The 13,314-nt window shown below is 57.9% G+C and carries 7 protein-coding genes; 6 read left to right on the top strand and 1 reads right to left on the bottom strand.

The window, feature by feature from the left end; all coding sequences use genetic code 11:
- Window positions 1–153 precede the first annotated feature (153 nt).
- Window positions 154–1,536 carry an MFS transporter gene (locus tag WB650_RS15270; RefSeq protein WP_423961077.1) on the bottom strand — a complete coding sequence of 461 codons (1,383 nt, stop codon included), beginning with the start codon at window positions 1,534–1,536 and terminating at the stop codon, window positions 154–156.
- 271 nt (window positions 1,537–1,807) lie between these two features.
- Between WB650_RS15270 and WB650_RS15265 the strand changes: the two genes are divergently transcribed.
- The 6 genes from WB650_RS15265 to glgB all read left to right on the top strand — a co-directional run bounded on the left by WB650_RS15265 (window position 1,808) and on the right by glgB (window position 13,287).
- Entirely contained in the window at window positions 1,808–3,703 is a 1,896-nt protein-coding gene (locus tag WB650_RS15265; RefSeq protein ID WP_423961075.1) for an ABC transporter ATP-binding protein, read from the top strand.
- 161 nt (window positions 3,704–3,864) lie between these two features.
- A complete protein-coding gene (locus WB650_RS15260; RefSeq protein WP_423961074.1) occupies window positions 3,865–4,308 on the top strand; it encodes a hypothetical protein in 444 nt (147 codons plus the stop codon).
- Window positions 4,309–4,394: 86 nt separating this feature from the next.
- Window positions 4,395–5,522: a DNA topoisomerase IB gene (locus WB650_RS15255; protein WP_423961072.1), complete on the top strand. Its 1,128-nt coding sequence runs from the start codon at window positions 4,395–4,397 to the stop codon at window positions 5,520–5,522.
- A 138-nt stretch (window positions 5,523–5,660) separates the two neighbouring features.
- Window positions 5,661–7,649, top strand: a complete 1,989-nt coding sequence (locus WB650_RS15250) for an alpha-1,4-glucan--maltose-1-phosphate maltosyltransferase (protein WP_423961071.1) — start codon at window positions 5,661–5,663, stop codon at window positions 7,647–7,649.
- 9 nt (window positions 7,650–7,658) lie between these two features.
- Window positions 7,659–11,066, top strand: a complete 3,408-nt coding sequence (gene treS, locus WB650_RS15245; RefSeq protein ID WP_422305781.1) for a maltose alpha-D-glucosyltransferase — start codon at window positions 7,659–7,661, stop codon at window positions 11,064–11,066.
- Window positions 11,047–13,287, top strand: coding sequence for a 1,4-alpha-glucan branching protein GlgB (gene glgB, locus WB650_RS15240; RefSeq protein ID WP_422305783.1), 2,241 nt, complete (start codon window positions 11,047–11,049; stop codon window positions 13,285–13,287). The genes treS and glgB overlap by 20 nt, the downstream gene beginning before the upstream one ends.
- Window positions 13,288–13,314: the final 27 nt, after the last annotated feature.

The raw sequence follows: 13,314 nt of genomic DNA, 5'->3' as shown, positions 1-13,314 counted from the left end.
GCGTAGGTGAAGACGAAGGCGACGCTTCAGGGGTAGTGCTGGAATTCTGCCGTTCATCAGCGAGGGCCGCTGCGAACATTACGCCGAGAGCGATCGTACACAGAATCAACGTGCGCATGCTCCTCGGATCGGGTGAAAGTTTGCGACGTTCTCTCATCCGCTCACCTTGTCGGTCGCCTGGCGGGGACTTTCTGCCTCCGACGGCCACGGGTTGTGTCGGACTTCATTCCATTTATCTTCGAGCGCAGATTGTTCCAGCGTCAGCCCGCGCGTTTCATCGATGAACAGGCCGAAGATCACCGCGCTCGGAATGCCGAGCAAGGCTAGATAGCGAATGACGCTCGCGAGTCCGCCCAACGGTCCGATCAAAGCGGCAATTAAGATCTGCGCGAGCATCGAGAACACCGCCGCGGTCATTCCCTGCGCGCCGATCATCGTGGTGCGCAGAGCAGCCGGAAAAAGTTCGGTCGCCGCGGAATTCGCGCCGACTGTCATCACGTCCGACGCGACTTTGAACCAGCAATACACCACCACCAGGTACATGAACGGCCACTGCACGAACGCGGGCGGACCGTAGTAGAAGGCGAAGGCGCCAAGCCATGCCGCGCCGCCCACATAGACAACAGTCGGCACCCGGCCGAACTTGTCCGACATCCACGCGCCGATAGGAAATCCGATCATGCCGACTCCCATCCCTGTCACCACCAGCGTGCTTGCGGCCACCGGCGAGAGGCCGAGGATCGAGACTGATTGATAGTAGAGCCAGCCGTTTACCGCCGTGCCAGCGATCGTGTCGAGCGCGGCGCAGGTCAACAGGGTGAGCGATCTGCGTCGATAGATCGGATGAAAAATATCGTAGAAGTGACTGCGCTTCGCGGATCCGCTCGAAGAAGCGCTCGACCATTTCGATTGCGCAGGCAGCATCATCGACACCGGCACTGCGAGCAATATTCCAGCCACCGACGGCGCCAGCAGCCAGCGCCACGAATAGTTCCACGCCAGCAAAGCGGGAATGATCAGATAGCCAAGCACGCCGCCGATCGCGCTCGCCAATGCTGCCGCTGCCTGCCCGCGAGCGCGCTGCTCGGCCGGGAGTTCTTCGGCGAGCAACGCGATCGCCGACGAAACTGATCCGCCGAGCAGTGCGGAAACCATTATCTCGCACGCGGCGAATACGTTGGCCGTGGGAGCCAACGCGGCTCCAGCCGAGAACAATGGCGCGAGTATCAGAGCGGCGAGAATCACCAACCGGCGTCCGACCCGATCGGCAAGTCGCGCGAGCGCCAGCGAGCCGAATGCCGATATCGCCATCCAGGCAAAAAGTCTGGCGAGCTTGCCTTCATCCAGCGCAAAACTTTTCGCTATCCACGGCGACGCGATGCCGACGATCGACAGCGTGTAACCCTGGTACAGTAGTAGAATTACGATCGCACCGACTGTAGTGCTCGACCTCGGGCCGCTACTTCGCGACGCTTGCGCGGCGTGGCTCGCGGAAGATTCGCTTCCTGCCTTAGCTTTAGTCTTTTGCTTAGCCACAGAGCACTCCGACGCAAATTCAAGCGAATTCCGAGCCAACGCATCTAAGCCAGCATCCCTGTCGTCGGCGTTCATCTTCCCATATGGGTTAATCGGCTTGACGATTTGGAACGTCTAAAATTTCACAGGATGCGTTCTCCTAGTAACTCGCAGGCAAAAACCTCGCTAGCAATCAGGGCCGGCGACAGGCATACACGTTGCTTTGCCATCAAGGCCGCTTTTTTAACCTGCCCTGCTCACGTGCCTTCCGGAATTTGTTGAGGATGTTTGTATGAACCCGCACGAGGAAAAATTTTCCAAGTCGGTAATTTTTAGATTCGCCGCATGCCTCCGACCGTATCTGCGGTTGGTGATTGGCGCAGCGCTGATGGGCGTCGGCAAATTTACGCTCCCTCTCGCCTTTCCGCTTGCGTTTAAATATGTCATCGACGTTTTACTGACTTCGCCGCCGAAGTTTGACGGGTTGATGCGCTCAATCGATGGCTGGTGCATCGGCCTTACCAGACTCGTCGGTTACACGGCGACGCCTACCAACAAACTGGCCGCATTAAGTCTGGTGATGCTGACGCTTTATGCGCTTCAATCGCTCGCCAGTTTTTATCGCAACTACTGGGCTGGCCTCGCCGGTAACAAACTGATTTTCGATCTTCAGCGCCGTTTGTTTTCGCACATGCAAAGTCTGCCGCATTCTTTTTTCGATCAGAATCCCAGCGGAGCGATCGTCTCGCGCGTTCTCAATGACGTTCAACAGGCCAATGAACTGGTCGGATCGGTGCTGATCGATGTGTGGATGGACGCCGTGTCGTTGACGCTGGTAGTGGCTGCGTTGCTTGCGCTCAATTGGCATCTCGCACTCGTCGCACTTTGCATCTCGCCGCTCTGGGTTGCATTCATGCGGTTCTTCTCTCCGCGGATCAAATCGGTGAGCCATCGGATGCAGGAGACCGTCGAAGAGATCGCCGGCGAAGTGCACGAGCGCGTCGCGGGTGCGAGCACGATCAAGTCTTTTTGCCGCGAGGATCACGAGGTCCAGCAATTCCGAGGTCAGACCGAGCGCCTGCTCGAACGCACTATCGACAAGGTGAGACTCGCCGCGCGCCAGGAGATGCTGATTCAACTTCTCACTCGCGCCGCACCGACAGTCGTGATCTGGGTCGGCGCACTCATGATCATTCGCGGCACTATGACGCTCGGCACGATGGTCGCGTTCTTCTCTTATCTCGGTTTTCTCTATCTGCCACTTGAACGATTCGCGCAACTTTCGGTCGTGGTCTCCGCGTCGATGGCGGCGATCGAGCGAATCTTCGGCTTTCTCGATCTGAAACCCGAGATAACCGATCACGCCCTCAGTCGTCCTTTTGCGGTGCGCAACGGGACCGTTCAGTTCGACGACGTGTCTTTCGCCTACAGCGCGCGCAACGGCGCGTCCACCGAGTTTGCCCTCGAGAATCTTAATCTGCACGTCCCCGGCGGATGCCGCGTCGCTCTCGTCGGCCGATCCGGCGCCGGCAAGACGACGTTGGCGAGTTTGATTCCGCGCTTCTACGAGGCGACTCGCGGCCGCGTTCTGATCGACGGCCGCGACGTGCGCCACTACACGCTCAAGTCGTTGCGCGAGCACGTTGCGTTGGTCGCACAGGACGCGCTGCTGTTCAGCGCAAGTATCCGAGACAACTTGCGCTATGCGCGCCCCGAGGCAACAGACGAAATGCTGTTGCGGGCGCTCGAGATGGCCAGCCTGCGAGAGTTTGTCGAAAGTCTGCCCGACGGACTCGATACCATCATCGGTGAGCGCGGCTTCAAGGTTTCTGGCGGCCAGCGTCAGCGCCTGGCGATCGCGCGCGCGTTCCTGAAGGACTCGAAGATCGTCATCCTCGACGAAGCGACCTCGGCGGTCGACTCCGAATCGGAGAACCAGATTCACCGCGCGATGGAACTGCTGATGACCGGCCGAACCGTATTCATGATCGCGCATCGGTTGCGCAGCGCGGTTACCGCCGACCTAATCGTCGTCATGGGCAATGGCCGAATCGTCGAGACCGGCACGCACGCGGAACTGATGCGTCGCGAAGGCGCGTATGCACGGCTCTTCAATGAGCAAGCGCGCGGACTGTCGCTGGAACCGGAACCAGCACAAGGCTTCCGTCACCGACTGGCGTCGGTCTAAGCAGCAGCGCGCAGCGTGTAAGATCTCCAGGGCTACCGATTCAGGAAAGGAGTTTCTGTAACTCCCGCGACGGTTCCTTCGCCTCCTCGCACAATTTTGCTCGGCCCCATTCTTGCTGAATTAATCGCGCTCTCAGCAAATTCACTAGCAGGAGAATCAAAATGAACTTGAAATATGGAAACACATTGGTCGCTGGACTCGCCGCTCTTACGCTAAGCGCCTTCGCAGTTCCGTGCGGTGCCACCGCTACCACCGCGTCTACCGGTTCGACGATCACACGGATCGACGCCAGCCCCATCCAGCTTGCCCAGGTGGAGCAGCAGGAATCCGAGGAGAAGACGACCGAGCAGAAGACCAACGAGATGCAAAGCGGTACTGACGTCGCCCCCGCCCCTGCTGATGCTGCCCCCGCCGCTCCCGGCGCAGTCGAGCAAAAGCACGAAGAGAGCAAGACCACCGAGACTGTGAATGCGGACAATGGGATGGGCGCGACGTCGGAGCGTCATCAGAACGAAATCAGCAACGACTCGAAGATGGCTCCCGGCTCGACGGAAACCGAACACGAAGAGCATCACTCGAGCGAGAAGGTCGAGCAGAATCAATAATCGCCTGAGTCAGTTCACGATCCACTCCTTCTCATTGATTTACCGATGAGAAGGAGCGGATCCTCGCCAGCGGTAACTATCGAACGATGAGCGCCGCCCTCGCACCGCTAAACGGTTCCTCACCGGATCCCGAGGCCATTCTCGCCGCCAAATCCGCAAAGCTGCGTTACGTCAGCGACCAGGACGCCGGCATCGTGCGAGCGCGCCAGCATGGCCGCTTCGTCTATCGTGACAGTGCGGGCAAAGAAATCACCGACGCCGCGGTGCTCGATCGCATCAAGGCGCTGGCAATTCCGCCGGCGTGGACCAACGTGTGGATTTGCGCGTCGGCTGACGGCCATCTACAAGCGACCGGTCGCGACGCTCGCAGGCGCAAACAATATCGATACCACGCGCGATGGCGTGCGGTGCGCGACGAAAACAAATACGAGCATCTGCTCGATTTCGCGCGGTCGCTGCCTGCTATTCGGCGACGCGTTCAGCATGACCTCTCACGCCCGGATTTGCCGCGAGAAAAAGTGCTTGCCGCGGTAGTACGACTGATGGAAAGAACGCTCGCCCGCGTCGGCAATGCTGAATACGCGCGAGAGAACCAAAGCTTCGGTCTTACCACGCTGCAAAATCGCCACGTCACGATCAAACGGGATAAAATCACGCTGGATTTTCGCGCGAAAAGCGGCGTGCAATGTCGTCGCGTGGTCAGCGACAAGAAGCTCGCGCGCATCCTCAAACACTGTCGCGACCTTCCAGGATCGGAACTGTTTCAATATCTGGACGAAAACGGCGATCGACACAGCATTGATTCGAGCGACGTAAATGACTACCTGCGCAACGCCTCAGGCCGCGATATCACTGCCAAGGATTTTCGCACCTGGGCCGGCACCAACCTCGCCATCGTCGCGTTCTGCGCCTTGAAAGAAGAAAAGCCCACAAAGAAGAGCGAGCTCGAGGTCGTCAGAAGCGTCGCGCAGCAACTCGGCAATACCGTCGCGGTGTGCCGCAAGTGCTATATTCATCCGGCGGTGATCAGTAGTTACCACGGCGGCTCGCTGCGCGCGGTCGTCGCGAGTGTCAGTCAGCGAACTGCTGGAATCTCGGCGGTAGAGAAAAGAGTCCAGCGCCTTCTCGCATACTCCACAAATCCTTTTTCTTTCGCTCGATGCCACGCACGCCGCTCAGTCAGGAACTCGCGCCGGCGCGCCGAATCCAGGTAGTTTTTTTCGCTGGTTTCCGAGTTGCTTCAAACTTCTAAATGATCTTGGCTTGAATTGTAGCTAATGTGGTGAGTAACCACGGGCTGCACCGGCGAGCCGAAACCTAAACTTGAAAATCCCTGGTAATTCCGATCGGCGATGTCTTCATATCAAACACGAACCGATTTTCAGCTCATCTCGCCCGTTCCGCGGCTGAGCCACATCATTATCGAAGAGGTAACGCCTTCGGTTGATGGCGGCCGTTATCCGGCCAAGCGGATCGCCGGCGAACCGTGCGTCGTCGAAGCGGATATCTTTCGCGATGGTCATCAGGTGTTGCGCGCCGCCGTCAAATGGCGCCGCAAGCGAGACGAGGTCTTCGACGAGGCGCCGATGGCGCCATTCGACAATGATCGATGGCGCGGCGAGTTCATCCCTACCGACAATACGCGCTACGTTTTCACGATCGAAGCATGGACCGATCTATTCGCCTCGTGGCTCGCGGACTTCACCAAGAAGGTGAACGCAGCGCGTCCGGTCGCATCCGATATTTTGGAAGGGATTGCACTCGTCGAGAAAATGTTCTCGAGTGCCAAAGGAGCCGATCGCGAATCGCTCGAGCGACTACTCGCGCGATTGCGCAAAACCAGCGACGGTCCGACAGCGCTCGCGTCAATCAGCGAAGCAGAGATTTCGGCCGTCACAGAACGCGTCGGCGAGCGGTTCGGCCTGACCCGATTCGAGCCGAACCTCGAGCTCGTCGTCGATCGCGAGAAGGCTCGTTATGGAACCTGGTACGAGATGTTTGTGCGCTCGCAGGGCCGCGAGCCCGGAAAGCCCGGCACTTTCCACGATGCCGAGCGCCGCCTGCCCGAGCTTCGCGACCTCGGCTTCGACGTCGTGTATCTCGCGCCGATTCATCCGATCGGCCACACCAATCGCAAGGGCCTAGGCAACTCGCTGAACGGTGGATCAAATTCTCCGGGCAGCCCATGGGCGATTGGCAGCGAGGCCGGTGGGCATACTGCGATCGATCCGTCGATCGGTACGCTCGGCGATTTCGATCGCTTCAACGCTGCCGCCAACCGCCTAGGAATGGAGGTGGCGCTCGACTTCGCGATCCAGTGCTCGCCTGACCATCCATGGGTGCGTGAGCATCCGAATTGGTTTCACCACCGGCCCGACGGCAGCATCAAGTACGCCGAGAACCCGCCCAAGGAGTACGAGGATATCTATCCGATCGATTTCGACACTCCCGATCAGCGCGGACTGTTCGAAGCGATGCTGGGAGTTTTGAGATTCTGGCGCGATCACGGCGTGAAGATCTTCCGCGTCGACAATCCGCATACCAAGCCGGTCCAATTTTGGAACTGGCTAATCAATGAAGTGCAGGCTACCAATCCTGAAGTAATTTTCTTGGCCGAAGCATTTACCCGTCCGAAACTGATGAAGGCGCTGGCTAAAGCGGGCTTTACTCAGTCGTATACCTACTTCACCTGGCGCAATACCAAGTCTGAGCTGACTGAGTATATGACCGAGCTGACGCAAACGCCGATGAAAGAGTACTTTCGTCCTAATTTCTTTACCAATACTCCCGACATTCTTTCCCCCGTGCTGCAGACTGGCGGACGTGCGGCTTTCAAGATGAGGCTCGTACTCGCGTCAACCCTGTCGCCCTCCTACGGTATCTACAGCGGTTATGAATTGTGCGAACACCAGGCGGTACCAGGCACCGAGGAGTATCTCAACTCGGAGAAGTACGAGCTCAAGGTGCGCGATTGGAACCAACCCGGAAATATCAAGGAGTTCATCGGCCGCGTCAACTCGATTCGCCGCGAGAATCGCGCGCTCCAACAGTTTCTCAATCTTCAATTTCTAACCACCGACAACGATCAAATCCTGTTCTTCTCGAAAGCGACGCCGGATAACAAGAATGTCATTCTGGTAGCCGTCAATCTTGATCCATTGAACGCGCACTATTGCACCGCGTTCGTACCGCCGGAGGTGGTTGGCGTCGCGCCGGGCAGAAGTTATCGAGTCACTGATTTGCTGACCGGCGCAAAGTACGTTTGGTCCGATCGCAACTACGTGCGGCTGGATCCAGCCGTCGAACCGGCGCACATCTTGCGCGTTGAACAGCGCCTCTGAGTTCCACTCGTGCCGACCAACCAGCCTGAAAACAATTCGAAGCCTGATCCTTTGTGGTACAAGGACGCTATTTTCTATGAACTGCGCGTCCGCTCCTTCTTCGACAGCAACGCCGACGGAGTCGGCGATTTCCCCGGTCTGACCGCCAAGCTCGACTACTTGCACGCGTTGGGCGTCACCACGCTCTGGCTGCTTCCCTTTTATCCTTCTCCGATGCGCGACGATGGATACGACATTTCCGACTATACCAACATCCATCCTTCGTGCGGGACTTTGCGCGACTTCAAGATATTCGTGCGCGAGGCCCATCGGCGCGGTCTCAAGATAGTCACTGAGTTAGTATTGAATCATACTTCGGATCGTCATGAATGGTTTCAGCGCGCCCGCCGTTCTCCCGCCGGAAGTATATTTCGCGATTACTATGTGTGGAGCGACACGCCTGAGAAGTACAAGGAAGCGCGAATAATCTTTCAGGACTTCGAGCCGTCCAACTGGTCTTGGGATCCAGTCGCCAAGGCTTACTACTTCCACCGATTTTATTCCCATCAACCTGATCTCAACTACGACAATCCGGCAGTCATCCGCGAAATTCGAAAAGTGATCTCGTTCTGGCTCGGTCTCGGCGTGGATGGTCTCAGGCTCGACGCGGTTCCTTACCTCTTCAAGCGCGAAGGCACGAATTGTGAGAACCTGCCCGAAACCCACGCATTCCTGCGTGAATTGAGAGCTTACATCGACTCGAAGTTCCCCAACCGGATGCTGCTGGCCGAGGCGAATCAGTGGCCGGAAGACGCCGTCGCGTACCTGGCGGAGGGCAAGGAATGCAATATGGCATTCCATTTTCCCCTGATGCCTCGAATGTTCATGGCGGTGCGGATGGAGGATCGATTTCCGCTTACCGACATCTGGGCGCAGACTCCCGAGATCGATCCGACATGCCAGTGGGCACTGTTTCTGCGTAATCACGACGAGCTGACGCTCGAAATGGTTACCGACGAGGAGCGCGATTATATGTATCGCGCCTATGCGCAGGACGCGCGAATGAGAGTCAATCTGGGTATTCGCCGCCGGCTCGCCCCTCTGCTCGGAAATCATCGACGTACTATTGAACTGAATAATGCCTTGCTGTGTTCATTGCCGGGAACGCCGGTCATTTACTACGGCGACGAAATTGGAATGGGCGACAATGTGTACCTCGGCGATCGCGATGGAATGCGCACGCCGATGCAGTGGAGCGCGGATCGCAACGCCGGATTTTCCACCGCCAATCCGCAGCGTCTCATTCTGCCTGTGATCATCGATCCCGAGTACCACTACCAGAGCGTCAACGTCGAAGCGCACGAGAGCAATCGTCATTCGCTGCTGTGGTGGATGCGTCGACTGCTTGCGCTGCGCAAACAGATCAAAGCATTCGGCCGCGGCACGATGGAGTTTCTCAGTCCTGAAAACTCACACGTGCTGGCTTTTATCCGCGCCTATGAAGACGAACAAATTTTGGTAGTCGCCAATCTCTCGCGATTCGTCCAATACGTCGAGCTCGATCTCGCCAAGTTCAAAGGGACGACGCCGGTCGAGTTATTCGGCCGCACGCCTTTCCCCCCAATCGGAGATCTGCCTTACCTGCTGACTCTCGGACCGCACGGTTTCTTCTGGTTCTCGATCGAACAGCCCAAGACAACCACCGCTGCCGATCGCTCCGAGTACGAAATTCCTCGCATCGAGATGAATGCGAGTTTCGATGGCTTCCTACGCAGCGAATCTCGCCAGCAACTCGAACGCCTCTTGCCCGCCTACTTGCTACACTGTCGGTGGTTTCGCTCGAAGACCCGGCCTATCACCGCCGTTCACATCGCGGAGGCCATGCCGATGGCGGAGGGACCAGCCGTTGCGCACCTCACTCTGCTCAATGTCGAATACTCAAACAGCGAGCCCGAGACTTACCTGTTGCCACTGGCTATTGCGACAGGCGATCGAGCGCGCGACTTACGATCGCGTTGGCCGGAGCACGTCATTGCCGAAGTGACTAGTTCGCGACGCAACGGCGACAGCGACGGAATCCTTTTTGACGCTGCCGTCGATCCGGATTTCCTGACTACTCTCCTCGAGATCATCGCGCGGCGCCGTCGTCATCGCGGTTCGCTCGGCGAGCTTCTGCCCGGTGTCACTCAGGCGTTTCATCAGCTGCGCGGAAATCCCGAAACTCCCCTCGAACCGCGCGTCCTGAAGGCGGAGCAGAGCAACAGCTCGGTCGTGTACGGCGACCGCTTTATCATCAAGCTCTTTCGATGCATCGAAGACGGTCTGAATCCCGACCTCGAGATTGGACGCTTCCTGACGACCCACGCGCTGTTTTCGCACGTGCCTCCGCTGGCCGGATGGATCGATTACAGCTCCGAAAACGGCGATCGAAAAAATATCGCCGTGCTGCAGGGCTTCGTGCCCAACGAAGGCGATGCGTGGCAGTTCACGCTCGGAGAAATGCATCGCTACCTCGAGAACGCCGCCACCAGATCGGAACCGCCGCCGACGACCGACAAAACTCTCTACGAGTTGCTGACGGTGCAGGAGCCAGATCCGCTTGCCGCCGAGTTGATCGGTCACTATCTCGACGCGGCGCGATTGATGGGCAAGCGTCTCGCCGAACTTCATCACGCGCTAACATCAACTAGCGATGATCCCGAGTTCGCGCCTGAGCCCTACTCGACCCTCTACCAGCGCTCGACCTATCAATCGATGCAGAATTTGCTCGCGCGCGTGATGCGCATGCTCAACAGTCGCGCGTCGATCGTTCCGAAAGATTTGCGCGAACTGGCGCAACTGGTCTCCTCGCATCAGCGGGAGATCGCCGCACGATTCGACGCGTTTCTTCGATGCCGCTTGACCATCGATCGAATGCGCATTCATGGCGACCTGCATCTCGGCCAGCTTCTGTACACCGGCCGCGACTTCGCCATAATCGATTTCGAGGGCGAGCCTGCCCGTCCGCTGAGCGAGCGCCGGCTCAAGCGCGCCGGATTGCGAGACGTCGCCGGGATGCTGCGCTCATTTCACTACGCGGCCCTCACCTCGACTGTCGAGCAGCTGAGAATCGGAGCACTGGGCAAGTTCGATTTTGCCGGCATGGTGCCGTGGTCGAACTTCTGGCGGACCTGGTCATCGTGGGCATTCATGAAAGGCTATCTGGAAGCCGGCGGCCACGCGTCTTTCATTCCGAAGAGTGACGAAGAATTGAGAATCGTGCTCGACGCCTTCGTGATGGACAAGGCTATCTACGAACTTGGCTACGAACTAAACAATCGCCCCGACTGGCTATTGATTCCATTACTCAGTCTTGGACAATCGCTCGGCCTGGAAAGTACTAATACTCAAAACCTGATCGTCCCCAATCCTGGTATCCATGAAAGTCCGCGAGCATGAACAGCCGATCGCGAAGTCCGGCGACTTAACCGTCTCCAGTATTCCATCCGAGGAACTCAAGCGCCTTCTGGCGCTCCGGCATCACGATCCACATTCGATACTGGGCGCGCATCCGACCGACCGCGGAGTAATTGTGCGCGCGTATCGTCCCGACGCTCAGAAAATATCCCTGCTCATTGACGGTGAGCCGCCGCGCGAGATGCTGAAGCGCCCCGAGCCCGGCCTGTTCGAGATTCTCATGTCTGACCGGCGTCAGGTCTTCCCATATCAGCTTCGCATTCACTACTCCGGCGATCTTGTCGTCACGATTCGCGAGCCCTACCCGTTCCCGCCGACGTTAGGCGAGCTCGATCTCTATTTATGGGCGGAACAGAAACACGAACGCATCTGGGACAAGCTGGGCGCGCACGTTCGCGAGGTGGATAGCGTTCAGGGGACGTCCTTCGCAGTCTGGGCGCCGAATGCCGATGGCGTCAGCGTGGTTGGCGACTTCAACAGTTGGGACGGCCGCCTCGACATGATGCGGATGCTCGGCAACTCCGGTGTCTGGGAAATATTTTTCCCCGACCTGACTGCAGGTACGAAATACAAATACGAGATTCGTACTAAAACCGGCGGACTGACTATTAAGGCCGATCCCTTCGCGTTCGCCACCGAATGCCCACCCGCTACTGCATCGAAGGTATATCAGTCCAATTACTCATTTAATGACGCCGGCTGGATGTCGAATCGAAACAGCCGCGATCCATTGCGCAGTCCTGCCGCTATATATGAAATGCATCTCGGCTCCTGGCGCCGCGTGCCTGAGGAAGGCAACCGGCCGCTCACCTATCGCGAACTCGCCGCGGAACTCGTCGAATACCTGGTCGACCTCGGCTTTACCCACGTCGAATTCCTTCCCGTCATGGAGCATCCGTTCACCGGTTCCTGGGGTTATGAGACGACCGGTTACTATGCGCCCACTGCCCGCTACGGATCGCCCGACGACTTTCGTTACCTGGTCGATCGTCTTCATCAAAATGGTATCGGCGTGATTCTCGACTGGACGCCCGCGCACTTTCCGACCGATTCTTTCGGCCTCGGACGTTTCGACGGCACCGCTCTCTACGAGCATGCCGATCCGCGCCAGGGCTTCCATCCCGAATGGAACACCTTCATTTTCAATTTCGGCCGCAACGAAGTCCGAAGCTTTCTGCTCGGCAACGCGAAGTACTGGCTCGAGGAATTCCATGCCGACGGGATTCGCGTCGACGCAGTATCGTCGATGCTCTACCTCGACTACGGTCGCAAAAGCAGCGAGTGGATTCCGAATATCCACGGCGGCAACGAAAACCTCGAAGCGATTTCATTTCTCAAGGAAATGAATCTGCAGATCTACGCGCGTCAGCCGGGCGTCATGATGGTTGCCGAGGAGTCCACTTCATGGCCCGGTGTCAGCCGCCCGGTTTATGTCGGCGGTCTTGGTTTCGGCTTCAAGTGGGACATGGGATGGATGCATGACACTCTCGACTACTTCGAGAAGGAACCCATCTATCGCCGATTTCATCATCGCGATCTGACCTTCGGATTCGTCTACGCATGGTTCGAAAATTTTATGCTGCCCCTCTCCCACGACGAGGTCGTATACGGCAAGCGCTCGCTGCTCGACAAGATGCCCGGCGATCGATGGCAGAAGTTCGCCAACTTGCGCGCGCTGTTCGGTTACATGTGGGCGCGCCCGGGGAAAAAAATTCTCTTCATGGGGGGAGAGTTCGGCCAGTGGCGCGAATGGAATCATGACGCCAGCCTTGATTGGAATCTGCTCGATGAGTCCGACCATCGCGGCCTGCAGAACCTGATTCGCGATCTTAATCGCATCTATCGCGCCGAGCCTGCCCTGTGGGAAGCCGATCATCAGCCGTCCGGTTTCCAGTGGATCGATGCCAACAATTCCGACGAGAACGTGATCGCCTTCATGCGGATCGCGCCGTCCAGCGGCCGCAAAGTGATCTGCGTATGTAATTTCGCGCCGGTCGTGCGCGCCGGATACCGTGTCGGCGTTCCGACTCCTGGCGTCTATCGCGAAATTCTCAATAGCGACTCGACTCTCTACGGTGGCAGCAATCAGGGTAATGCCGGCGCGGTGACCGCGGAAAAAATTCCCTGGCACGCCTTCCCCTATTCACTATCTCTCCGGCTACCCCCCCTCGGCACCGTCTGGTTCGAGGTCCCCGCGCCGTAACCAGATCTTCCGCGACCGCGTCTATAT

Source organism: Binatus sp. (SeqCode), assembly GCF_049584895.1.
GTDB lineage: Bacteria > Desulfobacterota > Binatia > Binatales > Binataceae > Binatus.
This window is presented reverse-complemented; position numbering and strand designations above follow the sequence as displayed.

Bases quoted from the DNA above. Each gene is read 5' to 3' on its own strand.
- WB650_RS15265 (WP_423961075.1), top strand. From the start codon at position 1,808: ATGAACCCGCACGAGGAAAAATTTTCCAAGTCGGTAATTTTTAGATTC.
- WB650_RS15250 (WP_423961071.1), top strand. From the start codon at position 5,661: ATGTCTTCATATCAAACACGAACCGATTTTCAGCTCATCTCGCCCGTT.
- WB650_RS15260 (WP_423961074.1), top strand. From the start codon at position 3,865: ATGAACTTGAAATATGGAAACACATTGGTCGCTGGACTCGCCGCTCTT.
- WB650_RS15255 (WP_423961072.1), top strand. From the start codon at position 4,395: ATGAGCGCCGCCCTCGCACCGCTAAACGGTTCCTCACCGGATCCCGAG.
- glgB (WP_422305783.1), top strand. From the start codon at position 11,047: ATGAAAGTCCGCGAGCATGAACAGCCGATCGCGAAGTCCGGCGACTTA.